Source organism: Methylobacterium soli (genome assembly GCF_008806385.1).
Classification (GTDB): Bacteria; Pseudomonadota; Alphaproteobacteria; order Rhizobiales; family Beijerinckiaceae; genus Methylobacterium; species Methylobacterium soli.
Genome location: NZ_VZZK01000009.1, coordinates 110,623 through 136,522, shown reverse-complemented (window position 1 = coordinate 136,522; position 25,900 = coordinate 110,623). Strand labels below are relative to the sequence as shown.

Below are 25,900 nucleotides of genomic sequence, written 5' to 3'. Positions count from 1 at the left end.
ATCAGACACTTACACCCGCCCAACCTCAAAACCGTAGGTTGGGCAGGTAGGGCACGAAGCCCGGAACCCCGAGGAGCCACCATGGACCACGCCGAGACCATCGACCTGCACGAACTCACCACGGGCATCGTCTGCGCCTACGTGTCGAACAACCCGCTGCCCGCCGATCGCCTGCCAGGGCTCATCCAGGCGGTCGCTGGCGGCCTTCAGGCGCTTTCCACGTCCGGAGAGGCGGCCACGGCCTCCGAGCCCGCTGTGGAGCTCGCCACGGCCGCGCAGATCCGCAAGTCGATCACGCCGGACGCCTTGATCAGCTTCATCGACGGCAAGCCCTACAAGACGCTGAAGCGGCACCTGACGAAGCACGGGCTCGACCCGTACGGCTACCGGGCCCGCTACGGCCTGCCGGCGGATTACCCGATGACGTGCCCGAGCTACTCGGCCCAGCGCTCCGAACTGGCGAAGGCAATAGGCCTCGGCTCGCCGGGCGGCATGCGCCAAGCCGCGGAGTGAGCAGCGCCCCGCTTCAGCAATTCCTCCGTAAGCTTTGAACGATGACCCCGATGCCTGAACTGACCTACGCGATCGGCGACATTCACGGCTGCCTAAAGCACTTGCGCGTGCTGCTCGACAAGATCGAGGAGCACCGCACCGGGCGGTCGCGCAAGCTCGTGTTCCTCGGCGACTACATCGATCGCGGGCCAGACAGCGCCGGTGTCATCGCCCTGCTTCGCGAACTGCAGGAGCGCGAGCCCGAGAACGTCGTCTGTCTCATGGGCAATCATGAGGACCTGATGCTCCACGCCCACTACGTGCCTGGGCTCAGGCTCAACTGGCTCATGAACGGCGGCAACGCGGTACTCCGCTCGTTCGGCATCGATGCTCCTGAGGATCTACCCAGTGACGTCGTCCGGTGGGTCAAAGACCTGCCGACCGTCCACGAGGACAGCCAGCGCTTCTTTGTGCACGCCGGCTTCCGGCCTGGTGCGCCTGCGCCTGACCCCGACGCGCACGCGCGTCTTTGGATCCGAGAGCCGTTCCTGTCCGAGGAGCACGACTTCGGCAAGTACGTGATTCACGGGCATACGCCGGTTCTCCTCAACGGCCCGGATGTCCGTCCGTATCGCACGAACCTGGATACCGGCTGCGTCTATGGCGCGGCGCTCACTGCAGGCGTCTTCACGGACGAGCGCGGTCCGGCCATCCAGTTCCTCCAGGTCGAGTAGCCTTGCCGGACCGCATCGAAGGACCCGATCCACCCGTCAGCCCCAGCGGTAGAACGCCGTCGTTCGACGCCCAGCTCGTCGAGCGGTGGACCGTGATTGCCTGGAAGTCAGATCGCTTTGCCAAGTACGAGGGGAGGGATACCGCCGTCGGCAATGCCCTGAACTGGCCCGACCAGTACCTGCCGGTCGCGCACCGGATGCGCAGTGAGGCCCGCACCTTCCTGCTGATGTGGGCTTGGTGCGAGGCTGGCAATGCGACGTGGCGCGGGCTGTGCCGTGATCGGGGATGGTCACGATCCTCGGCGGACCGCTGGCGGCGGTGGGCAGCCGAGCGGATCGCCGAAGGCATCAACGAAGCGATCAGGGCTTCGGCGGAAGCGTCAGTGCGGACAGGGTGAGACCAGCATTATAGAAGGCGTATACGGCATAGCCATACGCCGCGAACACGCATCCGGCGCAACACATGTGCGTGAAGATTGCAAACCCCTCGCAGATACGTGAGCCGCGCGTTGATCTCACGTACGGATGCTCGGTGAAGTACTTCATGCTGGCATGTGCCGTCCCATAGAAGAACTGTGTGACATAGGCCAGCATCGCAGCGGCGGCTCCGAACATCAGTCCAACGGCAAAGCACTGAAGCGCCCAGACGATATTGGGCTGCTGGATCAGGCGCTCCTTGCCGACGAAGGTCAGCAGCGCAGCCGCAGTGCCGCCGTTGATCAGGATCGCCGTTTTGATCGCCTCGGTGCCGAGGTTCGTGATGACCGGCACGTTTCCGAGCAGAGCCTTGTGGTGAAGCTCATGAACGAATTTCGCGTCTGCTCGAGCGTCAGCCAACCGGGCCTTCGCTTGTTCTGGCGTCTCGGTACTCATGTCCGAACTCCCCCACTCCATGATGACGCGCCGTCGGAATAAATGCTTGACACTGGTACCAATCGATACGGACATCGAAAGGCATACCCCCGATCGAACGCATCGGGAACATGCACAGGGGCACCACCGTGATCGCGTCGGCCACGAAGTCGTCGTCCACCACCCGCACCGAAGCCACGAAGCGTCGCGTCTTGCCGATCGAAGAGGTCCTACGCTGAGCCATCCGCGATGAGCTGCCGAAGCGCCGTCCCGACCCGTCCATCGCCCAGGCGCCCTCGCTCCCGAGCGTGCACCCGATGTGGGGAAACGGCCTCTTCACCCGCGTCGACAACTGGTCGCGCGAGCCCGGCATGCCGCTCGCCCTCGGCGAGTGCCACCCGGACGCCGAGGTGATCGAGGCCGAGATCCGCGACCTCGACGTTGAGGCGCTGGACCTCGCGCCCTACCAGATCGGCCACGGCCTCCGGCCGCACTGCGAGGTCGAGCGCATCGGTCGCCTCGTGCGCCGCGACGCTATCGCCTGGCTCATCACCTTCGCGAAGAAGGGCGGGCGGCCCGACATCGGTGAGCACGTGACCTGTGAGCCGGCGCTCTCGGCGAACGGCAAGGTCACGGTCTGGCGCACTGTTTCCACGCCTTGCGGCACCGACCTGCATGGACAACCGCTGTTCATCACCTCGGACGAAGTCGCCGTCTCGAAGGGCGACTTACGCGACGTCGGTCTGTTCTGTGCGCTGCACTGGACCCGCAATGCCGATGATGTCGCCGAGGATCGGGCTCGGTATGCCGTCTGGCACGCTGCGCTCACCTATCTGGCCGGCCGTCTGCCAGAGCTCAGGAGCGTCGAGGTACGGGCGCCGCTCGCACCCGCCACCCCATGGATCTCTCAACCGACGCCGCCGGCGCCGTTGCAAAGTCTGATCCCGGCCAACGACACCGATCTGACCCCAGCCCGTCATCCCGTGCGGCGCCCGCGGCCACGCCCGGCATCCCCGGTCCGACACATCGACCCGGCCACCTACACCCACGCCGCCTGATCAATGCCGGGCGAAGGCCCGCTCGCAGTGCGCGGCTCAGCCTACTCGCGAGGTCCGCGTGCGCCCCTTGGCAGCGGGTACCAAGCGTCATCTGTGGACGCCCCTGCGGGTGCAAGGAGTATTTTAGGAGCTTCGGCACGTAGTCGGATCTTACATGAGCTCTGCATCACCCGCACGTTTACAAGAACCCAGTGCTCAACCATGGGAACGCTGCGATGATGATGATGGCGGCTGTGAAAGCCAGCAGATATGGAATCATGTTTTTCATGGCGGCGTCCGGCGAGACCTGCGCGATAGCGCAGGCCGTATAATAGCCATAGCCGAAAGGTGGCGAGAACAATCCTAGGCCCATCGAGAGCAGCACAACGATTGCGTAGTGAACCTGATTGACGCCCAAGGCCTGCGCGGCTGGGAAGAGAAGTGGGCCGAATAGCACGATTGCAGGAATGCCTTCGAGCACGCTCCCGAGCACAACAAAGGCGGCGATTGAAACGGCGAGAAAGCTCACCTTGCCTCCAGGCAAGCTGGTCATGAATCGCACGAGATCGCTAGCGAAACCCGACTGAGTTAGGGCCCAGGACATCGCTCCGGCCAGCGCAATTATGATGAGGATTGCGCCGGACATAGCGGCGGTGTCCACGAGCATTTTCGCCATGCGCTTGAGAGAGATTGTGCGCATGGTGGCGAGGCCGACCACTAGCACGTAGACGATGCCGATGGTGGCGACCTCGGTTGCGGTTGCGACCCCTTCGAGGACTGCTGCCCGAATGATCAGCGGCAGCGCGAGGCCGGGCAATGCTACGATGAAGGTGCGGGCTATAAGTCTGAAATCGTAGCGCCCTTCACCGCGACGCTCGTTGCGCGAGCGGAGGTAGACCACCAGCGCAAGCGCTAGCATACTCACAATCGCCGGTAGCAGCCCACCGGTGAACAGGGCAGCAATTGATACGCCCGTCACCGATCCAATGATAATAAGAACGAGACTCGGCGGAATTGTTTCTGCTGCCGCGGCCGACACTGCAAGGAGTGCAGGAATGTCGCCCTCACGCATACCGCGATCTTTCATCGCCGGCGCAAGGATCGGGCCGATCGCCGCCATGTCGGCCGCCTTCGCGCCGGAGATGCCCGAGACCAAGTACATGGCGCACAGAAGGACGTAACCGAGGCCGCCTCGAACGCGCCCGATTAGGGCCGAGAAGAAATCGACCATGGCCCGCGCCATCCCCGTGTACTGGATCTGGTATCCGAGGAAGATGAAGAGTGGGATCGTCAGCAGAATGAAATGCGACATGCCCTCGTTCACGCGTCCTGCGATGACACTGACCGGAAGATCGCTGGTGAGCAGGAAATAGGCGAGCGTGGCCGTTCCAAACGAGAAGGCGATCGGAACCCCAACCAGAATCAAAACGCCAACGCCGAACCCGAAAAACAAAAGTAAGTTGAGGTTGCCGAGATCTGAGAGAAGGGGGCCAGCCAGCATAAGGACCGTGACCGCAACGACGGCACCCAGTATGGCGAGGATGAAGGCCGGGATCGAGAGGGTCCGGAACAATCGGATCAGAAGAAGGACAATCATCAGCAAAACGCTGACCACGGTTGCCATAGATCCGACCGAACCCGGGATACTGAGATCGGGCGAAGAAAGTGCGTGGTTGAGCTCGGCGAGTTCCATTGCTGGAATGAGCAAGGTCGCGAGGAAAGTGAGAAGCACCACTTCGGACAAAGTCTCGATGCCGGCCCGCCGGTTTGGGGAGAATTTCGAGAGGAGAAATGTCAGGCGCATGTGCAGACCACGCCGCAGTGCGCTCGCGACACCAAGCATGCCGAGCCACAGGAACGCCAGCGTCGCGATCTCGTCGACCCAAGTGACCGGCGACTTAAGCACGTAGCGGGCGAACACCGTTCCGGCGAGCAGCACGATCTCCACGGCAAGAAGCGTCGCGGCAACTACGTCGATGGTGATTCCAATCATCCGCTCGACACGATCGAGGTGCCCCGACGCCCAGTCACGCCGCAAAATCGGAGCGGACATGACCCGTTTCCTCTCGAAAGATTCGCCCAGCATGGTTACCCCAACTTCCCGGTGTAGCGCTCGAGCGTCTCCCATGCCTTCGCACCGAAGCGGCCCTTCCACTCCTGGTAGAACGAAGTGTTGTTCAGTGCTTCCCGGAAGCCTTGACGGTTCGGCTCCACGAACGTCATGCCTGCTCCCTTGAGCTTCTGGATAAGGCTGTCGTTGAGCTTGGCGACATCCTCGCGCTCTGCCAGTACCGCTTCGTCGAAGCGCTTGATGACGATATCCCGCGTCGCTTGGGGCAATCGATTCCAGAAGGTTTTGTTGGAAAGCGTCCAGAAACCGTCCCACATGTGGCTCGTCATGCTGACGAACTTCTGCACCTCGTAAAATTTGTTGGAGTCAATAAGTCCGAGTGGATTCTCCTGTGCCTCGACGAGTTTTGTTTGGAGAGCGGTATAAACTTCACCAAAGCTAATCGATTGCGGAGCCGCACCAAAGGCTTTGAAGAGCGAAGTTGAGAGCGGACTCGGCGGAACTCGGATCGAAAGCCCCTTGAGATCTTCTGGACGTTCGATGGGCTTGCTGCCAGTAGTGACCTGCCGGAAGCCGTTGTCGAACATCTTATCGAAGACAACCAGGTTCGCGTCGGCGACCGCACCCCGAATGAGGCCGCCGACCTCGCCATCTGTGGCTTTCCAAACATCGTTGATATTCTGGAAAGCGAATCCAACACCGCTCAGCGAAGAGACTGGAACCAGCGTCGAGAGCTGGGCGCCCGCCAATGGATAGAACTGGATCGCTCCTGAGCGAAGCTGCGAGAGTACCTCTAGGTCACCGCCGAGCTGGCTGCTCGGGAACATGCGGATCTCGAGTTCGCCGTTGGTATCCTTCTTGATCGCCTCTGCCGCCTCCTTGAGACGGATCACCATCGGATGGTTGCTCGGCAGGTTGCTGGCGAGGCGCGCGACAGTCGCGGCACGTGATATCGAGGGCAGGATCGTGAAAGTCGAAGCCGCGAGCCCGGTCAGGAGAGCTGAGCGGCGGGTTGGGTTCAGCATGGTTTCCCCCTTTGGAATCATTGTTCTGGTTGAACGGACTGCGCTGAATATCTAGGAGAGGATGAGGCCGCCAGAGACGTCGACGATTGCCCCCGTCATGTAGCGAGCGGCGTCGGACGCCAGAAACAGGATGACGTCGACGATGTCTTCGGGCTCGGCGAGACGCCCGATCGGGATTTGGGTCGCTAGTTCGACGGCGCTCTCTTCCTCGATCAGGCCCGCAACTCGCTCACTGCGGACCGGGCCGGGGGCTATAGTATTCACCAGAATGCCGTCCTTGGCATATTCGCGCGAGAGGTGGCGTGTGATCCCGATGACTGCCGTCTTCGCTGCTGTGTAGGAGCAGCCGAGCAGAGGGCTTACAGACCGGCCGGCGTTAGAGGCGACGTTGATGATCCGACCGCCGCCGCCTGTCACCATATGCGGTATAACGAACTTGGCGCACAGGAACGTGCCGCGGACGTTTGAGGCGAAGACCTGATCCCATTCCTCCACCGGCGTCTCGTGCGTCTTGCGGAACGCGGCGCCGTAGCTCCCAGCCCCGTTCACCAGGATATCGACCCGGCCCCACTCGCCGTATAGTCTCTCCACAGCCGCGGAAACCTGTTCCTCGTCCCCAACATCAGCTGGCAGCGCCAGGGCCTGGCCACCGGCAGCCTTGATCGCGTCTACTGAGGCTTGAGCTCGTTCAGGAACGAGGTCGCATACGCCAACCTTCGCGCCGGCTCCGCTGAGCTGCTCGACCAAGACCCGGCCGATCCCACGGCCTGCACCGGTGACGAAGGCAACCTTACCGTCGAAACGAGAGTTGCTCGCGTGCGACAGCACAGGATTCATGACAAGACTCCAGACTCAAGGCCCTGCGGCGCAACGCCGGCAGGAAGGGAAAGCGGCTTGTTGGCGCTCTGCAGGAATTCAACGGTGACGAAGATGAGGTCCGTCGACCCCACGTTCTCAAGATCGTGGATCATGGACTCGCCAGCACCAAAACTTAGGTGCTGGGTCTGACCAGCCGTGTAGCTCGCAAGCTTCGCTGGACCGCCGTTGATATGCGACCTTGCCGTGCCTGGCGTGAGGGCAGTCCAGAAATAGTCAAGTACGTGGCGGTGGAAACCCAGGCGCTCTCCTGGCTTCAACCTGATAAACCAGACCCTAGACCGTTCGCTTTCCGACAGCAGGACCTGACCAACGCAGGCATTAAACTCGTTCCGCTGCAGCTCGGCTTGCAGCTGGGGGTCAGTGTGGCTCGATGCAGGCTGACTGGCCATGTCGCATGTCCTCACGTCCAAGAAGGCTTGCTTGATGATTGACTTCAGGGGATAATCCGTAGCCGCTTCAAGTTTTCGAAGTGACGCAAAAACATCTCCTCTGAGTCGATGAACTCAAGGAAGCCGAACTTGCGGCACTTTGTCGTGTCTGACATCACATCCCAGTCGTTCGACAGCGCGTAATTGGCAAACTTCCAAGCTGCAAGTTGAGAGAGAGGGTGGGGTTCAAGCTTATACTTCTTGGTAATGCGGTCCCACTCCGCATCTTTACCCGCCATCGTAACTGTGAGGTCCACAGTTTCGACACCGCCGGCTTCCATGTCGAAACAGCGTGCGAAAGCAGGCCAAAGGTTCTGATAGCGGAAGAAGTCGCCGTTGGTGATGTTGAAGGCTTCGTCCGCGCATTCAGGACGGGTCGCCATCCAGACCATCGCACGTGCCAAGAGCCCAGCATCGGTCGCCTGGTAGATTGAGGAGAACGCACCTGGCTTACCAGGATAGGTCAGCGGCTTGCCCTCTTCGCGTAGCAGGGTCGCATAGACCCCAAGCGTGGAGATGATGTTCAGCGGGTTGCCGAGTGCGAAACCGCAGATGACGTGGGGACGCGCGCACGACCATGACCAGCTCTGCCCTGCGCGCAGGGACTCCAGAAGGTCTTGCTGATCATAATAAAAATGAGGCGTAGAGATCGGCGGGTCGGACTCTTTGGCTGGCGTCTTGAACGGCCCAAGGTATTGGCCGTAGTACTTGGTTCCCTGCAACAGGCAGACGTGCTGGAGCCGTGGAAGACTTTTCACGACGTCCATGGCATTGGTGAACATTCGAGTGTTCGGTCCGCGGGTTTCCGCGACCACCGGATTGTCAAGGTAGGCCATGTAGAAGACATGGGTGACTTCACCGAGGCCACTGAGACCGGCTTGACAACTCGCTGGATCCAGGAGGTCGACCGATACGAAGCGTGCCTGCGATTCAAAATAAGGTGGCTTGCGCGAGACGGCGATGACGTCCCACTCCTCAAGCCCGTCCAGATGCGTAATCAAGGCTCGACCGGCGACACCTGTCGCACCGATTACCAGGGCGGTCTTTTTATCCGACATAGGTTCGGCTCCCCTTCCGAGGGACAGAGAGGCGCACGCAGGGAGCGCGCTTGCATGACATCTGGCTGCGAAGCGCCCTGGGGGCGTCGAAAGGTGTCGGTTGCGAGTTTGGGATTCGTCGAGCACGCCTGAGCGTGATCATATCTGTCCCTCCCAGAAGGCTGCCTGCTGAGCACGCAAGCGCCGATTTTGTCAGCAACATAGTCGATCAAGCGACTGGCGGAAGAGCGACCGCAGCGACATACTGGTGCTGCAAACGCAACAATCGGTGTCACGTAGTGATTGGTGAAGACGACCTGCGGGTGTTCGCAGCTGTGGTTGAGCACGGCGGCTTCGCCTCTACAGCGCGCACACTCGGCACGACGCGCTCGGCGGTGCTGCGGCGCATTGAACGCCTTGAGCGACGGCTTGGGGTGCGTCTGTTCGACCGGACTACGCGGCAGATCAGTCGCACCGACGCGGGCGACGTGCTCTACCGACGCGCAGTGCACATCCTTGCCGAGATCTCAGAAGCCGAACTGGTCGTTAGCGAGTTCAGCGCTGAGCCGCAAGGCGTTTTGAGGGTTACGTGCCCAATCATGATTGGACACCAGAAGCTGATTCCGCTGCTTCCTGAATTTCTAATGAACCATAAACTAGTGAAGATCCAGCTCAGCCTCTCCGACGACGTGATCGACCAGTCACTAACCCACCATGATGTTGCGCTGCGGTGGGGCGAGCAAGAAGACTCGACACTTGTTGTCACCCGGCTGGGCGAAAGTCATCAAGTCGTCTGCGCGGCGCCCTCCTACCTCGAACGGCACGGCACGCCAAGCACCCCGGAAGACCTCTTCAACCACAATTGTCTGATGATGAACCGGCTGGGCCTCGACTACAATGAATGGACATTCCGCTACAGTGAAGGGAACAGATCAATACGCACAACCGGCAACTTCGTCGTTAACGGAGGGAGTGGCCACTACGAGGCACTCATCTCGGGTCTCGGTATCGGTCGAATTACGGATCTGCGAGGTCGCGAGGATATTGCGTCTGGGCGGCTGAGACGGATTCTGCAAGACTTCGAGCCGTTGGCGGCAACGCCAATCTATGCTGCCCATAAAAGCAGTCGCCTCATTCCACCCAAGGTGCGCGCCTTCGTCACCTATTTGCAGAGGAGAATGAGGCACTAGGTGGCCAAGACCTGCCGCTTGGCAGCCCCTGAGAGGGTCTGCTTGCGCCCCCTTGGGCCTTCGGCTGTTCCTCGGTCGACCCGAACCTCTGACCCGTAGCGGACTTGGGGAGCAGGTATTAGGCGCCCGGCCTCTACAACCGGTTGACCGGGAGATCGGCTTGACGCATACCTCCTCATGCAAAGATGTATCGGCCCCGGCGCAACTGCTCCGGGGCCGTCGTCGTTTGGGGTGCCCTCCTGATCGACGCACGAGTTGGTGCGGCGCGCGGATCGCGCGGAGAACAAGGCCTCGCAGTATCGTCGGAAGCCCAGGACGCCCTTTCGCTCGCGCGTCAACGGCCATGGGCCGCCGCGCAGCGCTGTAGCTCCGACCCGCACCACCCTTCGACGCCGGGCGCTCAGCGTTTCCGGCCCCCTCACCTGTCCGCGAACTCGCTCAACAGCTTAGGCGTTGAGGTGGCAGACGCGCGGCGGCTTCCATGACATGATCGGCACCCGATGAGCGCTCACATGATCGCCACCGAGATGCGGGCCGAGTTGCGCCAGTACCGGCGCCGCACCCGCTATGGCGACCAGGCCGAATGCCTCGAGGCCAAGGACAGCCACTGCGCGAAGATGGATCGGCTCATCGCCGATCTCGTGCGCGCGATCGGCACCCCAGCCCTGCTCTCGATGATGCCGGGCAATCGGACGCTTGGACGCCGCTCCGTCCAGGTGGTGATACGGGATCGAGCACCGAAGCGCGTCGCGGCGCGGGCATAGCGACAGCGGACTGGCAGTGCGGCTCGGGGGAATGAGCCGGCGCTGCGCAGCCCGATGGCCGTTCGGCCTGACAGGGGAAATGGCCGGAGCGACAAGGCATCATCGCCGATCATCGCCAACGACCGGTTAACGACGGGCCGGACCAATCATCGCGCGAAGCCCGGCCCGCCGGCCGCCCAGCCTCCTCCAGGAGGCTGGAGCAGCGCACCAGCCCAACGCCGACTGCCGAGTCGGGCAAGCGTCTCGGACTACTCAGTTGGGACCGCGCAATCAGATCCGGGCCGCGGCGGCGCCGGAGCCCTCGTCCGGACGGTAGCGAACCCGTTCCTTGGCGGTACGAACGGGGGAGCATCAGACCCACTGGGATCAAGGCCGAGGCTGCCCGACGGGGTCGCCTCGGCCTCCCATCAGAGAATTCGGACGGCTCGCCGCCGGCCACACGCCGATCTGGTTCATCCCTCAGCGGAAACGCCCCGGATTCGCGCGCCGCTCAGCAGCCAAGTGGTCGTCGACTCTGTCGCCGGCGGACCGATCGCGGAACTGCACAAGCTCCGCAGCCTGCGCCGCGAGCTCTCCGTCCGAGCGGCTGGGCTCTACGCGGCTCGATACCGATCCGACGTGGCCGCGGCGCTGCCAGAACACCTCTTGGTGGAATGAGGCGGCCTCGGACACGCGCGGCACGAAGCGGGATTTCCCGACCATCGCCCGGCTCGTCGCGCGGCAGGCTGCGATCATCATCTACGACGAGACCGACCTCGACATACTCGGCGTGCCGAAGACGTGGATGGTGTTCAACGGCATCGGCACCGCAGTCGTCCCGCTCACAACGCAGAAGCCGATCAGCTCCGTATGTGCTCTGAACGGCCGGCTCTACATCACCATGAGCGCCGCCCTGACCTCTACGGGTATGGTGGTGATCGAGTTCGCACAGGACATGATCGGGCGCTACACCACGAGCGGTCGAACCGCGCGGGGGAACGTCGCCAGCCGCAATGTAACCGCCGCCGATGTGGTCATTTCAACACCTGGCCTCGTCTCGATCGACGTCAACCATGTCCACGCGCGCGTTCTTCCCGGCGCCCCGCTCGATGCTGTGGGCCTCGCCATCCCCACGGTGGCAGTGGCGACGGCGGGCGGCGTCTCGGTAATTCACCCGACAGGGGCGGTGGCGAACATCACGCGGGCCACGAACGGCTACGAGCGCGTGATGATCCTTGCGGACGGGCGCATCATCGGTAGCCAAGGGGCCAGCAATATCATCGACATCGGCCCGCTGCCGTATGCCGCCAGTGCCACAAATACCGCTTGGCGCACGTCGAACCTGTTCGACGGAGCGGCGCCTTCAATCCTTCCGGGGACCTCCAACAAGGTTCTCGCGCCCGGCGCCATTGGCAAATCGGCTGGCCTGACCTTCCTCGCGGAGGACACCGGCACCCCTGCCAACGGCATGGTGGCTTATGCCACGAAGGACTACGCGACCGGCTGGCAGGCTGGCGACATCAGGCTTGCCGCTCTCGGTGAGGCGACGACGGGCAATGTCGTGGGGGCGACACCGCTCAACCTCGACGGCACGAGTGCGGCGGGATGGACGCTAGCCGGCACGAACACGATCGCGTCGGTCGGCGGCGAGATCGAGGTGACGTATCAGGACAACGCCAGCGGAGCGTTATACACCGTCACGGGTCTGACGGCGGGCCAGACCTACGCCTTCCGTGGCAAATACCGGAAGGGCACGGCCAACGGCTCGGCCCGCTTGCGGGTGCGGGATGGCACTACGGTGCTCATCAGCGCCGACAACGCGACGACGACCGCAGTTGAGTTGGCCGGGCAGGTGACACCCACCGGCACCACGCTGATCGTGGAGTTGCTGTTCACGGGCACCACACCGGCTGCTGGGCAGACGATCTATGCCGATGACCTTCGGCTTGATGTCGCTGTCCCCGACCGCTCCTACAAGGCCAAGCCCCTCACCGTCGTCGGCACGCTCTCCCGCACGGCCGTTGCGACGGGTGCGGACCTGACGGCGGTCGGCGGGTTCTCGGGCACCAATTATCTGGAACAGCCCTACTCGGCCGACCTGGATTTCGGCACGGGCGATTTCATGGTCGCTGCGTGGAGCAAGGGGCTCACGACGGGGAATATCCTGTGGCGTCAAGATCCCGGCGGTGCGGGCGCGCAGTACGGGATTGATGTTGGCGGCAGCGTTGCTCGCTTCGTCTGTGGAGCCGCGACGGTTTCCGGTGTCGGTATCGCGGATGGGGGTTGGCATCTCGTCGTCGGCACTAGGCGCAGCGGGGTGGCTGAGCTTTGGGTGGACGGTGTTCGCGTTGGAATTGGCGCCGACACCACGAACCTATCGCAAGCGACGGCCCCGCTTCGCCTAGGGGTGCGCCCCAACGGGCTCGCCCCGGCGAGCGCGGGCTCACAGATCGCCTTGGCCCGCGTCTCGGCCTACGCTTCGACCCCGGCACAGATCGCCAAGATGTACCGCGACGAGGCTCCGCTCTTTCAGGACGGCGCCAAGTGCTTCCTCGGCGGCTCATCGAACGCCGTCGCGGACCTCGACGTGGACGCCGCCACGGGCATCCTGGCGGTCGCCACGGGCAACGGCGTGAGCGAGTTCCAGGGCTTGCGCCGGGTGAACTACCTCTCGATGGCAAACGTCGCGCCCCTGACGAACGACGCCATGAAGTCGGTGTCGGTCCAGGGCGGCCGGCGACTGCTGATCGGCGGGGCGCAGGCGGTCGCGCACAACGACGCCAGCGACCTGATGGCGATGCTGAACCGCTACCCGCCGGCTCCGGCCCCGGCGGCGGCTACGGCCGCCGAGGTCCGGATCGGGACCGACACCACCAAGCCGGTCACGGCGGCGGCGCTCACCGGCTCGGCCGCGTTCCAAACCCTGACGGACGCCGCGACGATCGCGTGGCCGATGGACCAAGGCTACAACGCGAAGGTGACGCTCGGAGGCGCCCGCACGCTCGGGGTGCCGACCGGGATGAGCGCGGGGATCGTCTACGTCCTCCGCGCGGCGCAGGACGCGACCGGCTCCCGCACGCTCGCCCACGCCTCTTGCTTCAACTTCGGCGCGGCCGGCGCACCCATGCTGACCGGGACGGCGAGCAAGGAAGACGTGTTCTCGTTCCTCTGTGTCGATGCTACGCCGGGCGCGCCGAAATTCGACTTCATAGGGATCGGAAAGGGATACTGACATGCACCCCTTTCCGAGCGGGATGCTGGCGCAGGCCGGGGGATCTATCCTCCGGCCGCAGGACGTGTTCGCGGCAAGCGTATACACCGGGACCGGCTCAGACTTTCCCGTCGCGAACGGGGTCGACCTTGCCAGCCGGGGCGGTCTGATCTGGGAGAAATCCCGGAATAACGCCTATGAGCACATCCTTGTCGACTCGGTTCGGGGGAACAGCAAGTTTCTCCGAAGCAACTCCACGGCTGCCGAAGGGTCAGGGGGCGGCTACACGTTCGGGGCGTCCGGCTACACGTCCCCGGCCGTCAATTCCGGGGCCGGCGTCACGATGTCGGGGCTGGCCTTCGCCCGCCGGCCCGGGTTCTTCGACATCGTTACATGGATCGGCGACGGCGTAGCGGGGAGGCAGATCCCGCACGGGCTTGGGGTGGCCGTCGGGATGGTCTCCGTCAAGCGCCTGGATACAACGAGCAACTGGACAACGTGGCACCGTTCACTGGCTGTCGGCGCTACCGTTTTTCTCAATCAACCCACCGCTTCTGGGGTCTACGGCGGGTCCGAAATCATTACAGCGGACGGCTCTAGCTTCACTGTCGGAGCGGGTAGCAACAACAACGCCGCCGGGGGGCGGTACGTCGCCTATATCTGGGCTCACAATCCCGACCCTAGCGGTATCATCCAGTGCGGATCCTACGCGAGCAACGCCGAGACGGTAACACTGGGCTGGAAGCCGCAACTCGTTCTCCGCAAGCGAGCAAACGTCAGCGAAAACTGGGATATGTTTGACGCTGCGCGCGGTTTTGCCTTCACGCTCCAGCCGAATACGCCAAATGGTGAGGTTGCCGCCACTTCCATGAACGGGCCTGTCGTCCCCACGTCGACCGGCTTCACCAGCAGCGGGGGCGGCGGCGGTCCCTACCTCTGGCTCGCCATCCGAGAACCCTATTAAGGAGCAGTCATGCCCGCCATCATCAAGGACGGCGAGCCCGTCGAGCTATTCGCGGGCGCGCCGTTCACGGGCCCGGATGGCACGAGCTACCCGGCCAACTGGCTCGACCTCTCCAACGACGAGGACCGGGCCGCGCACGGCGTCCTCGACATCGTCGAGCCACCGCCGGCGCCCGAGGGCAAGGTGGTGCGGATCACCGGGCTTGCGGTGCTCGACGATCTGCCGACCCGGACCTTCGTGCTCGACGACGAGCCGGTGACGCCGCTGGCCGACCTCAAGGCGGCCAAACTCGCGGCCCTGGCGAATGTCCGCTGGCAGCACGAGGTCGGCGGCACATCGCTTGCCGGCGCCCCGCTCGCATCGGACGAGAAGACGATCCTGTACCTCACGGCGGCCCAGGCCAGCGCGAAGGACGACCCCGGGTTTTCCATCCGCTGGAAGGCCGGCCCGGGGCAGTTCGTAACCTTCGACGCCCTGGCGATCGACTTCGCCGCGATGACGGCCCGCGCTCATGTGCAGGCCTGCTTCGACCGCGAGGAGGCCCTGACGACAGAGATCCTGGGCGCTGCCGATCGGGGCGCCCTCGAGGCCGTCGACATCGCGGCCGGTTGGCCGGGATAGCCCTGGCCGTTCGGCTCCGCTCCTAAGCCTGCGCGCCGCCTCCGGGCGGCCTTTTCATGTCCGGAGACCACCATGCTCCTGCAGCGCTTCGCGCTGCGGGCTGTCCTCGCTTGCCTTGTGCTCGCGATCGCGCCCGCCTGCGCCGACCAGATCGGCCGCGCCTCGTTCTACGGCCACGAGAGCGGATCCCGTCGCGCCGACGGAAAGCCCTTCGTGCCCGAGCAACTCGGGGCTGCGCACTGGACGCTGCCACTCGGCACCCGGGTCCGTGTCACCGACCTCGCCACAGGCCGGAGCGTCGCGGTCCCGATCAACGACCGCGGCCCGCATCCGCGCCTGCACCGCCTGATCGACCTGTCGCTCGGCGCCGCCCGGGCGCTCGGCATCACGCGCCGCGGCGTCGTGACGGTGCGCACGACCGTCATCGGCTGAGGCCAGCCCCTCCCCTCCTCCAGGATCATCATCATGAACCTGCTTCCCGACGCGGGCGCCTTCGCGCGCCTGCGAGCGGCCGTTGCTGCGCGCCTCCAGGCCGCCGCGGCCTTCCGCCTGAGCCTCTACTCGAACTGGCTCACGATCATCCGCCACGCCTGGAGCATCCGCTTCATGGCGCTCTCGATCGCGTTCTCGGCGCTTGAGGTGGCCTTCCCGTACCTCGACAGCGTGATCCCGGTCTCGCGCGGCACCTTCGGCCTGCTCTCGGCCCTGTGCACCGCCGCCGCCGCGATCTCCCGCCTCGTCGCCCAAAGGAAACTGCCGGAGGGCGGAGAATGAGCCGCCTCGTCAAGCGCTCGCTCATGGGCGGGCTCGTCGCGACCGCGCTCGGTGTCGCCGCCATCAACCACGTCGGCCAGGAGGAAGGTCTCAGGCTCAAGTCCTACAAGGACACCGTAGGCGTGAGCACGGCCTGTTACGGCGAGACCAAGAACATCAAGATGGGCATGGTCTTCACCAAGGCCCAATGCGACGAGATGCTGTTGAAGCGCATCGACGAGTTCGCGAACAAGGTCGAGCACTGCGTCAAGGCGCCGATGAGCGACAAGACGGAGATCGCCTTCGTCTCCTTCACCTACAACATCGGGCAGGCGGGCTTCTGTTCCTCCTCGACCGTCCGGCTCTACAACGCCGGCCGCAAGGTCGAGGCCTGCCGGGCCATGATGCTCTGGACGAAGCAGAAGGAGCTCGTCGGCCGCTGACATCCCCGCGCGACCGGAAGACCGGCGCACCTGAGGCCTTGGGGGCCGACATCATGACCGCACAGCTCACGCAGCAGCAGCAGATGCAGCAGCTGCCCACATCCGACTCGCGCCTCTCCGCGCTCGAAACCCGCGTCGAGGGCATCGTCGGCACGCTGCAGAGCGTGGCGTCCGCAGTCACTGGCCTCAGCGACAAGCTGGATCGGCGCGGCCAGACGCCCTGGGCGGTGATCTGGTCGGCCGTCGGCGTCGGCATGACCGTGCTCACCGTTGTTGGCGGGTTGGCCTTCTGGCCGGTCACGACCGGAATGTCGGACCTGAAGGCCGCCCTGCTCATGATGCAGGAGCGCGCCGACAAACGCGTCGAGGCGCTCGCGAAGACCCAAGTCACTCGTGACGAACACGAGGTGCACTGGCGCATGGAGGAGCGGCTCTACGACTTCCAGCGCGACCGCATCAGCCGGGTCGAGGGCCGCATCGAGAAGCGGCTCGACCGGCTGGAGGCGGACAAGTTCAAGACGCGCGACTGATCCACAGCCTGTCTACACCTTGTCCATATGCGCCCTGGAGCTTCGGTTCCAGGGCGCATTCTGCGTTTCGGTGGTCCAGGTCTGATCTTGACCCCCACTCTCAAGGGCAGTTTGCGACCCGACTTGGTTGCCTTCTATCCACACACAAGCACAACCTGTCGGCTTAGTTAGTACTAGCTCTAAGTAACTAAACAGTTTTAGTTTGCGGGTTTTAAGTAAGAATAACATCTATACAGGACGTTAAAAGAGATTTAACCAGTACGACGACCGCAAAGGCGGCAAATTTCAGCGCTGCTGACAATCATGAGAGGCAAACCTCGCCTAAGTGGCGAGCGATGCGCACTCTCCGTGAAAAGCGCGGGTTTTACTGGGAGATTATCATGGTTGCGCTCGTCAAGCACGATCTCGAGTTCATTCTCAAGCAGATCGAGATCGCGGAAGCTCATGCCGCAGGGGGAGACCTTGCCAAGCTGGTTGCCGGATATAACGGTAATGACGGGCTGACGCAGGCGCACCTGCTCCCTTACGGCCTTCGCACAGTTGACGGCAGCTACAACAACTTGCTTCCGGGACGTGAAAACTGGGGCGCTTCGGACCAGTCGTTCCCAGGATTGTTCACGCCGACCTACATCAATGAAGCGGATGGCGATCGCTATGATTTCAATCCGGCACCTAACGCCGAGACCTGGTACACCAACAACAATTACGCCTACGCCGGTACGCGCTCCGGCTCGCAGCCAGGGCCCGGCAGCGGCACCGTTATCGACGCCGATCCGCGCATCATCTCCAACCTAGTGGTCGACCAGACGCTAGATAATCCGGCTGCCATCGCCGCGGCGCTGACGCACGCTGGGATGTCGGGGCAGCCCCTGATGACGGCGCTTAGCGAGATTGCTAACGCGCACACTGTTCTCAAAGCCATCCCTGCCCCTTCCGCTGGTCAACAGCCCTCGGCCGCTTACACGCTGGCCGAGGCCGCCCTTGATGCGAAGCTTGCGCAGTACGGCGTCGAGATGGACGGCAACTCCGTCTTCCTGCCGAACGTTTCGCCGGATGAAGGGCTCTCCTCGCCGTTCAATGGCTGGATGACGATCTTCGGCCAGTTCTTCGATCATGGCCTCGATCTTGTCGCCAAGGGCGGCAATGGCACCGTCTACGTGCCGCTGTCGCCGGACGATCCGATGTACAGCACGGCTCCGGGCGCGCAGAACTACATCCCGCTGACCCGCGTCACCGTCAATGCCGGTGCGGACGGCATTCTCGGTACCGCGGATGATGGCGCGGGACCCAAGAACCTCACCACGCCTTGGGTCGACCAGAACCAGACCTACGCCTCGACTGCGTCGAAGCAGGTCTTCATGCGCGAGTATGTTCCGGGTCCCGACGGCAAGCCGATCGCGTCTGGTCACCTGCTGGAGGGCAGCAACGGCGGCCTCGCCACTTGGGCCGACATCAAGGCGCAGGCAAAAACCGTCCTCGGCATCGAGCTCACCGACCTCAATGTCGGCAACATCCCACTGATCGCAGCGGATCAATACGGTAACTTCATCCCCGGCCCGAATGGCTATCCGCAGCTGGTCGTGGGCATGGGCCCGGACGGCAAGCTCGGCACTGCCGACGACGTGCTGCGCGAAGGTAACCCTGCTGCTCCGGTCAGCGCTCAAGGTGTAGTCCTGACCGGCCACGCCTTCCTCGACGACATCGCCCACGCGGCTGTGCCGATCACGGCAACGGTGGACGGCGTCGTCGTGCTGCAGGCTGATACCGACACAGCACTCGGCTACGCCAATGCCGACGGCACGCCCGGTCCCCAGGGCCAGCGGGGGCCCTCTGCCTATGACAATGAGCTGCTCGACCGCCACTTCGTCGCCGGCGACGGACGTGCCAACGAGAACATCGCGCTAACCGCGGTGCACCAGGTGTTCCACTCGGAGCACAACCGCGTCGTCGAGATGACCAAGAATATTGCCTTGACGTCTGGCGACCTGAACTTCCTCAACGAGTGGCTGCTCGTCGATGTCACCGCCATTCCGACGACCGAGGCCGGCAAGGCCGCGCTGGTGTGGGACGGCGAGCGTCTGTTCCAAGCGGGGCGCTTCACGAACGAGATGGAGTACCAGCACCTCGTCTTCGAGGAGTTCGGCCGCATGATGCAGCCGGACATCGATGCCTTCGTGTTCGAGCCCTCGGCGGATATTAACCCGAGCATCGCCGCTGAGTTCGCGCACGTGGTCTACCGCTTCGGCCACTCGATGCTGCGCCAGGACATCGCGATCATCGAGATGGGCCCAGACGGCAAGCCTGTCCAGAGCGACGTGAAACTGTTTGATGGCTTCCTCAACCCGGTCATGTACGACTCGCTTGGCGATGCCGAAGCCGCGTCGGGCGCCATCATCCGCGGCATGAGCCGCCAGACCGGCAGCGAGATCGACGAGTTCGTCACCGATGTGCTGCGCAACCAGCTGCTCGGCATCCCGCTCGACCTTGCCACGATCAACTTGGCCCGTGGCCGCGACGTCGGCACGCCGGCGCTGAATATCGGGCGCCAGACATTTTTCGAGGAGACCGGCGATACGCTGCTCAAGCCCTACGAGAGCTGGGCCGATTACGCACTCAACCTTAAAAATCCGGCGTCGATCATCAACTTCATCGCCGCTTACGGTACTCATGACACGCTGAAGAACACGCAGGATGAACCGAAGACGGTCGAGCAACTGCGCGAAGCAGCTACCAAGCTCGTGTTGGGCGGCGCTGGCGCCCCTGCGGATCGCCTCGACTTCCTCAATGCCACCGGTAATTACGCCAATGACCCTAAGCTCGGTGGCCTCAACACCGTCGACTTCTGGATCGGCGGTTTGGCCGAAAAGAAGATGGCGTTCGGCGGCATGCTGGGCTCCACCTTCGCCTTCGTCTTCCAGATGACAATGGAGAACCTGCAGGATGCCGACCGATTCTACTACCTGTCGCGCACCCAGGGCCTCAACCTGCTCAACGAGCTGGAGAACAACACCTTCGCCGAACTCGTGATGCGCAACACCGACCTCGGTGATGAACACTCGACCGCGCTGCCGGGCAATCTCTTCTCGGCGTTCCAGATGCCGACGCTGGAAATGGATCCGAGCAAGCAACTCGGCGACGACCCGCTTCAAGACAACCCGTTCCTGCCCTTCGCCAACTTGGTCGAGCGGCGCGACGCAGCAGGCAACCTCATCGCCGCGACTGATAAGACCACGGTTGCAGCTTACATTCGTGTCAACAGCAACGAGCACTTCACCATCGGCGGCACCGAGGGCAACGATACCATCGTGTCGGGCGGCGGCGACGACGCCATTTGGGGTAAGGGAGGTGACGACACGATCGAGGCCGGCTACGGCGTCGACAAGGTGTTCGGCGGCGAAGGTGACGACATCATCACCAATGCCGGCACCGACATCGGCGAGGCCGACTTCCTGCACGGCAACGAAGGCAACGACGTCATCCATGGAGGCTCGGGTCTGTCGCTGCTGTTCGGCAACCAAGGCAATGACTTCATCGTCACCGGCCCCGACGGCAAGGAGGCTTTCGCCGGCACGGGTGACGACTTCGTCCTCGGCGGCACCGGCGGTGACGTCCTCCTTGGCAACGAGGGCAACGACTGGCTCGAAGGTGGTGACCGATTCGACACGCTAGCCGGCGAGAACTCCGAGTTGTTCTTCAACTCCTCGATCATCGGACACGACGTCCTGCTCGGAGGCGGTGGCGACACGGACTACGATGGTGAGTCCGGCGACGACATCATGTCCCAGAATAGCGAGGGCATCCAGCGCTCGAATGGTATGGCTGGCTTCGACTGGGGCATCCACAAGGGCGACAGCCAGGCCGCCAATTCCGACCTGGGCATTCCGATCTTCGAGACCCAGGAGGCCTTCATCCTGCGCGATCGCTTCGACCTCGTCGAAGGGCTCTCGGGCTGGAACAAGAATGACACGCTGACCGGTCGGAGCGTCGCGGTGAACACCCGCGCTGAAGCCGAAGGCACGGCTGCTATTCCCAACGATGGCTCTGCGCTGGACACATACTCCAACGCACTTCTGGAGACGAACGTCGATCTGATTACCGGGCTGCGCGCTCTGGTGGCTCACGTCACCCGCACCAATCAGACCGGTAGGGACGGCGTCGTCGAATCGGTGGTTCTCGAGACCGCAGACGCTTCCGATATCCTGCTCGGTGGCGGAGGAAGCGACGTGATCAAGGGTCTCGCCGGCAACGATGTGATCGACGGCGACAAATGGCTCAATGTCCGCATCGCCATTCACACGAACAAGGACGGCACCGGTCCTGTAATTGGAACAGCCGACGGGATGAGCGGAAAGGTTTACGCGCCTGAGGATTATGTGAATGGCGAGATTCGGGCTGGAGCTGTCGCGCTTTACAACGGCAAGGGGCTCGACGCCTTGATGTTCAGCCGGACGCTCAATCCGGGTCAACTCAACATTGTCCGTGAGATCGTCGATGGCAACAAAGCTGGCGACGTCGACACGGCCGTCTATACCGATGTCGTCGCCAACTACACCTTCGGCACCAACTCCGACGGCAGCATCTTCGTTGACCACACGGGCTTCGTAGAAACTCAAGGAGCCGATGGCGGAGGTGAGGACGAAGCGGCTCCCAAGCCGCTGTCGGACGGCCGCGATACCGTTCGGGGCATCGAGAAGCTCCAGTTCACCGGCAGCGTTCTCAACGTTATCGAGGGCACTGCCGCGGGTGAGACGCTCAACGGCACCGCGCAGCACGACCTGATCGTCGGCAAGGCGGGCAATGACACGCTGAATGGCCTCGGCGGCAATGACATCCTGATCGGCGGAACTGGTAACGACGCGCTGAACGGCGGAGCCGGAAACGATATTTACGCCTTCGGGCTGGCCGACGGCCAGGACACGATCACCGACACCAGCGGCACCGATAGCGTCCAGATCCTCGCTGGAGGCGCTGATCTCTCGGGCCTGACCTTCGAGCGTGTGGCAACCGTCGGCACGAACGCCGACGACCTCAGGATCACGTTCGGAACGTCGCGGATCGACGTCTTATCGCATTATTCGGCGACAGCAGCGTCCCAGACCCCCGGGTCGGGAGCCGTCGAGACGATCTCCTTCAGTGGCGGCGCCAACATCCACGGATATGCGGTCGGAACCGACCCCTACAACATCAACGCCTCGCGCTCGCTCGATCTCAATGGCACCGATCAGAACGACGTTCTCGTCGCGGCTACACAGACGGGTACTTTGGAGACAAGACTGAACGGTGGTGCGGGCGACGACCTGCTGTTCGGCGCTGGCGGCACTGACCTGCTCGATGGCGGCGTCGGCGACGACCTCCTCGTCGGTGGCGCGGGCAACGACAGTCTTAGCGGCGGACTTGGCGCCGACGTCATGGTCGGCGGTACCGGCAATGACACCTACGTCGTTGATGACGCTGGCGATGTGGTAGTCGAGGCTGCGAATAGCGGAACCGACTCGGTGCAGACGACGCTTGCCGCCTACACACTCACTGCCAACGTCGAGAACCTGACCTATACCGGTGCCGCGGCCTTTACCGGCACGGGCAACGAACTCAACAACACCATCACCGGCGGCACAGGCAACGACACCCTGTCGGGTGGACTCGGCAACGACACTCTAGACGGCGGCGCTGGTGCCGACTCCATGTCTGGCGGCGAGGGTAACGACACATACATCGTCGACAATGCCGGCGACACGGTCACCGAAGTGGCCGGTACAGTGGGTGGCACGGACACCGTGCGGTCCTCCATCAGCTTCACGCTCGGCGCCAACGTCGAGAACCTGACGCTGACCGGCAACGCTGCCATCAACGGCACGGGCAATGAGGTGGCCAACGTCATCACCGGCAATGGCGGAGCCAATCAGCTCTTCGGCGGTGGCGGCAACGACACCATCGATGGCGGTGACGGCAGCGATCTGATCGACGGCGGCACAGGCAACGATATCCTGAGCGGCGGGACGGGCAACGACACCGACACCATCATCGGCGGGGCCGGCAACGACTCCATCGATGTGGGAAACGGCAATGACATCATCCGCTACACCGAGGCTGGCTTCGGCAACGACGTGATCAACAGCTTCGACTCTGTAGGCGGAAACATCGCCTCACAGGACCTGATAGACCTGAGCGCACTTGGCATCACCGCTGCGAACTTCGCTAGCCGGGTCACGATCGCCGACATCGAGGACGGCACAATCGACGATACGCTGATCACGGTCTACGACGCCGCTGGGATTACCGGTGGGGCTGTGCTTGGTACCATTCGTCTCGAGGAGGTTGAAGCAACTGGCGTCAATGGCGTTACGTCTGCCGACTTCATCCTAGCGACGACGCCCGCGAATACGATCAATGGCACGAATGCCGGGCAGGTGCTGAACGGGACGGCCAATGCCGACACAATCAACGGGCTGGGTGGCAACGACACGCTGAACGGCCTTGGCGGCAACGACGTCATCAACGGCGGCGAGGGCACGGACACGCTGAACGGCGGTGATGGCAACGACTCACTCGTTGGCGGCACCGGCTCAGATAACGGGGCCTATGCCGACAACTTCAACAGCAGTGTGACCAACTCGACCGGCTCCGTTGCCTGGACCACCACTTGGTCTGAAAGTGGCGACAGCGGCGGCGCGACGGCTGGCCAAATTCGTATCGACGCGAACGGCAGTAACGCACTGCAGTTCATCGGCGGAACGGGGACCGGCTTTGACGGTGCACAGCTCCAGCGTACGGTGGATCTGTCCGGCGTGACCGCGGCTACCTTGACCTACTCGGTGCAGGAGGCGGGGCTGGATACCGGTGCGGACAACGATACGGTTGCGGTCTGGTTCTCGCGCGACGGTATCGACTTCGTTCAGGTCGACCTCATCAACAGTGCGACCAACACTGCCAACCGGTCGATTGACCTGACGCAGTTCGGCACCGGTCCTATGACCGAGAACGCAGCCATCCGCTTCGTGGCTTCTAGCCTTGAGGCGCAGGATACCGTGACGATCGACAATCTGGCGATCAACGTCACGAAACCTGGTCTCAATGTCGGCGTAGACACCATCAACGGCGACAATGGCGACGACACTATCATCTGGAACGCCAATGCTTCAGGCGCCACCGATGGCCGAGATGTAGTCAATGGCGGGACCGAAGGCACGGCGGGCGATACGTTCGTGATCAACGGTAATGCTTCTGCCGAGACTTACGGCATTTATACGAGGGCAGCGGCAACCGCCGCTGGCATCACCGGCTTGAACGCGAACACCGAGATCGTGGTCACCCGCAACGGAAGCGGCAACGCCGCGATCATCGCGGAATTGACGGAGATCGAAGAAATCCGGCTCAACGGTTTCGATCCTGCCGGAACATCCGGAGGTGCTGGCAACGACACCTTCCAGATTTTCGGCGACTTCTCGACCACCAGCCTGCGACTCAACACCATCACCATTGATGGTGACGGAGGCGACGACACGGTCGACATCTCGGCGCTGACCTCAGCTCACCGCATCGTGTTCCGCTCCAACGGCGGCAATGACACGATCGTCGGTACGATACGCCCGCAGGACGTGATCGAACTTCCCGAGGGTGCGACACCCGAGGACTATGTGATCACGACCACTGCCGGTGTGACGACCATGAAGAAGGATGGTCACACTATAACCTTCACCTGTGAGGACGATCGCCTGCCGAACTTCGGCCATGGGGATGATGATGATCATCCGGAAGACGACGCCGGCACGGACCCTGGCACCGGCCCTGGCACGGACCCTGGCACGGACCCCGGCACCGACCCTGGCACCGGCCCTGGCACGGACCCTGGCACCGACCCTGGCACGGACCCCGGCACCGGCCCTGGCACGGACCCTGGCACGGACCCTGGCACCGACCCTGGCACGGACCCCGGCACCGGCCCTGGCACGGACCCTGGCACCGACCCTGGCACGGACCCCGGCACCGGCCCTGGCACGGACCCTGGCACTGGCGGAGGGGGTGGCGCTGGCGCCAGCGAACCAGAGAACCGGATGTTCTTCGGAACCGTCACCCACGACGTGCACAGTGCAGCCGGGGAGGTCTACGCCCTCTACGACGCGGTGTTCGACCGGTCCTCGGATGCAACTGGGCAGCAGGCCTGGACGGCCGCGCACAGCAACGGCCTTTCGCTGCACGATCTCGCCGCCGCCCTGCTTCAGTCCCAGGAAGGCCAGTCACATCTGGGGGCGTCCGACAACTTCACCTTCGTGCAGAACCTCTACGAGACCGCTCTGCACCGCCAAGGTGAGATGGCCGGGGTGCAGAACTGGGTGAGCGCGCTCGATCAAGGCACCTCGCGTGCGGATGTGGTAACCGTCTTCGCCTTCTCGGCGGAGAACCTGGAGGGCCTGCAGCCTGCCTTCGAACAGGGCGTATTCACGCCGGATCTCGATGCAAGCAGTGTTGCACGGCTTTATTACGGTATGCTCGACCGCGCTCCGGACCAAGGGGGCCTTCAAGCCCTCACCGGCGCGGTTGAGAGCGGGGTGTCGCTGCAAGGCGTAGTACAGGGGGTCCTCAACTCGCCAGAATACGCGGCGAAGTTCGCGGACCTCAGCGACGCTGCTTTCATCGAGGCCCTCTACGACGGTGCTCTCGGCCGCGCACCCGATGCGGTCGGCGCGCAGTCCTGGCTCGCAGCCCTGACTCAGGGAACCTCACGAGCGGAGGTCGCGGTCGGCATCACCCAGAGCGCAGAGGCCCAGCAGCATCTGCTGCCGCAGATCGAGATGGGATGGCACCTCGTCTGAGGAGGCCTGCCACAAGACAACGGGGGCGGGCGTGCAAACCGCCCGCCCCTTGTCATGTCACCCCCCAGGTGCGCAGTAGC

Annotated in this window: 21 protein-coding genes; 14 read left to right on the top strand and 7 right to left on the bottom strand. The window is 63.3% G+C overall.

Features of this window, described 5'->3' with window-relative positions; genetic code table 11:
* Positions 1 to 81: 81 nt before the first annotated feature.
* Genes F6X53_RS11075 through F6X53_RS11065 form a run of 3 tightly spaced genes read left to right on the top strand, consistent with a single transcriptional unit; the run spans position 82 to position 1,624 of the window.
* Positions 82 to 513 (top strand): Ros/MucR family transcriptional regulator, encoded by a 432-nt coding sequence (locus F6X53_RS11075; protein WP_151000077.1) that lies wholly within the window; start codon positions 82 to 84, stop codon positions 511 to 513.
* A 50-nt stretch (positions 514 to 563) separates the two neighbouring features.
* Positions 564 to 1,226: a metallophosphoesterase family protein gene (locus tag F6X53_RS11070; protein WP_151000076.1), complete on the top strand. Its 663-nt coding sequence runs from the start codon at positions 564 to 566 to the stop codon at positions 1,224 to 1,226.
* Between the two features lie 2 nt (positions 1,227 to 1,228).
* Positions 1,229 to 1,624: a hypothetical protein gene (locus F6X53_RS11065; RefSeq protein ID WP_151000075.1), complete on the top strand. Its 396-nt coding sequence runs from the start codon at positions 1,229 to 1,231 to the stop codon at positions 1,622 to 1,624.
* On the opposite strand, the gene F6X53_RS11060 is transcribed toward F6X53_RS11065, so the two are convergent.
* Complete coding sequence (locus F6X53_RS11060) at positions 1,587 to 2,099, bottom strand: hypothetical protein (RefSeq protein WP_151000074.1); 513 nt, start codon at positions 2,097 to 2,099, stop codon at positions 1,587 to 1,589. The two genes, F6X53_RS11065 and F6X53_RS11060, sit on opposite strands and share 38 nt — an antisense overlap.
* 296 nt (positions 2,100 to 2,395) lie before the next feature.
* Here F6X53_RS11060 and F6X53_RS11055 point away from each other — a divergent pair, with 296 nt between their 5' ends.
* Positions 2,396 to 3,136, top strand: a complete 741-nt coding sequence (locus F6X53_RS11055; protein WP_151000073.1) for a hypothetical protein — start codon at positions 2,396 to 2,398, stop codon at positions 3,134 to 3,136.
* 178 nt (positions 3,137 to 3,314) lie between these two features.
* Here the strand turns inward: F6X53_RS11055 and F6X53_RS11050 are convergent, their stop codons facing one another.
* Genes F6X53_RS11050 through F6X53_RS11030 form a run of 5 tightly spaced genes read right to left on the bottom strand, consistent with a single transcriptional unit; the run spans position 3,315 to position 8,576 of the window.
* Positions 3,315 to 5,168 (bottom strand): TRAP transporter large permease, encoded by a 1,854-nt coding sequence (locus tag F6X53_RS11050; RefSeq protein ID WP_238296000.1) that lies wholly within the window; start codon positions 5,166 to 5,168, stop codon positions 3,315 to 3,317.
* A gap of 35 nt (positions 5,169 to 5,203) precedes the next feature.
* Positions 5,204 to 6,211 carry a TRAP transporter substrate-binding protein gene (locus F6X53_RS11045; RefSeq protein ID WP_244965554.1) on the bottom strand — a complete coding sequence of 336 codons (1,008 nt, stop codon included), beginning with the start codon at positions 6,209 to 6,211 and terminating at the stop codon, positions 5,204 to 5,206.
* Positions 6,212 to 6,262: 51 nt separating this feature from the next.
* Entirely contained in the window at positions 6,263 to 7,048 is a 786-nt protein-coding gene (locus F6X53_RS11040) for an SDR family NAD(P)-dependent oxidoreductase (protein ID WP_151000070.1), read from the bottom strand.
* Complete coding sequence (locus F6X53_RS11035) at positions 7,045 to 7,479, bottom strand: cupin domain-containing protein (RefSeq protein WP_151000069.1); 435 nt, start codon at positions 7,477 to 7,479, stop codon at positions 7,045 to 7,047. Before F6X53_RS11035 ends, F6X53_RS11040 begins: the two co-directional genes overlap by 4 nt.
* Before the next feature lie 44 nt (positions 7,480 to 7,523).
* Positions 7,524 to 8,576, bottom strand: coding sequence for an SDR family oxidoreductase (locus F6X53_RS11030; RefSeq protein WP_151000068.1), 1,053 nt, complete (start codon positions 8,574 to 8,576; stop codon positions 7,524 to 7,526).
* 278 nt (positions 8,577 to 8,854) lie between these two features.
* Here F6X53_RS11030 and F6X53_RS11025 point away from each other — a divergent pair, with 278 nt between their 5' ends.
* Both F6X53_RS11025 and F6X53_RS11020 read left to right on the top strand, forming a co-directional pair.
* Entirely contained in the window at positions 8,855 to 9,745 is an 891-nt protein-coding gene (locus F6X53_RS11025; RefSeq protein WP_191970796.1) for a LysR family transcriptional regulator, read from the top strand.
* A 500-nt stretch (positions 9,746 to 10,245) separates the two neighbouring features.
* Entirely contained in the window at positions 10,246 to 10,509 is a 264-nt protein-coding gene (locus F6X53_RS11020; RefSeq protein WP_151000066.1) for a hypothetical protein, read from the top strand.
* 459 nt (positions 10,510 to 10,968) lie between these two features.
* Here F6X53_RS11020 and F6X53_RS11015 read toward each other — a convergent pair whose 3' ends face one another.
* Entirely contained in the window at positions 10,969 to 11,247 is a 279-nt protein-coding gene (locus F6X53_RS11015; protein WP_151000065.1) for a hypothetical protein, read from the bottom strand.
* Between the two features lie 46 nt (positions 11,248 to 11,293).
* On the opposite strand from F6X53_RS11015, the gene F6X53_RS11010 reads away from it, so the two are divergent.
* The 8 genes from F6X53_RS11010 to F6X53_RS33655 all read left to right on the top strand — a co-directional run bounded on the left by F6X53_RS11010 (position 11,294) and on the right by F6X53_RS33655 (position 25,820).
* The gene (locus F6X53_RS11010) at positions 11,294 to 13,720 is read left to right on the top strand and encodes a LamG-like jellyroll fold domain-containing protein (RefSeq protein ID WP_151000064.1); all 2,427 of its coding nucleotides are present in this window, start codon (positions 11,294 to 11,296) and stop codon (positions 13,718 to 13,720) included.
* Between the two features lies 1 nt (position 13,721).
* Positions 13,722 to 14,663: a DUF7483 domain-containing protein gene (locus F6X53_RS11005; protein ID WP_151000063.1), complete on the top strand. Its 942-nt coding sequence runs from the start codon at positions 13,722 to 13,724 to the stop codon at positions 14,661 to 14,663.
* 9 nt (positions 14,664 to 14,672) lie between these two features.
* Positions 14,673 to 15,284: a DUF4376 domain-containing protein gene (locus F6X53_RS11000; RefSeq protein ID WP_151000062.1), complete on the top strand. Its 612-nt coding sequence runs from the start codon at positions 14,673 to 14,675 to the stop codon at positions 15,282 to 15,284.
* 72 nt (positions 15,285 to 15,356) lie between these two features.
* Complete coding sequence (locus F6X53_RS10995; protein ID WP_151000061.1) at positions 15,357 to 15,716, top strand: septal ring lytic transglycosylase RlpA family protein; 360 nt, start codon at positions 15,357 to 15,359, stop codon at positions 15,714 to 15,716.
* A 33-nt stretch (positions 15,717 to 15,749) separates the two neighbouring features.
* Positions 15,750 to 16,058 (top strand): DUF7940 domain-containing protein, encoded by a 309-nt coding sequence (locus F6X53_RS10990; protein WP_151000060.1) that lies wholly within the window; start codon positions 15,750 to 15,752, stop codon positions 16,056 to 16,058.
* Complete coding sequence (locus F6X53_RS10985) at positions 16,055 to 16,480, top strand: lysozyme (RefSeq protein ID WP_151000059.1); 426 nt, start codon at positions 16,055 to 16,057, stop codon at positions 16,478 to 16,480. The genes F6X53_RS10990 and F6X53_RS10985 overlap by 4 nt, the downstream gene beginning before the upstream one ends.
* Before the next feature lie 53 nt (positions 16,481 to 16,533).
* Positions 16,534 to 17,010, top strand: coding sequence for a hypothetical protein (locus tag F6X53_RS10980; protein ID WP_151000058.1), 477 nt, complete (start codon positions 16,534 to 16,536; stop codon positions 17,008 to 17,010).
* A 380-nt stretch (positions 17,011 to 17,390) separates the two neighbouring features.
* Entirely contained in the window at positions 17,391 to 25,820 is an 8,430-nt protein-coding gene (locus F6X53_RS33655) for a peroxidase family protein (RefSeq protein WP_191970795.1), read from the top strand.
* Positions 25,821 to 25,900: the final 80 nt, after the last annotated feature.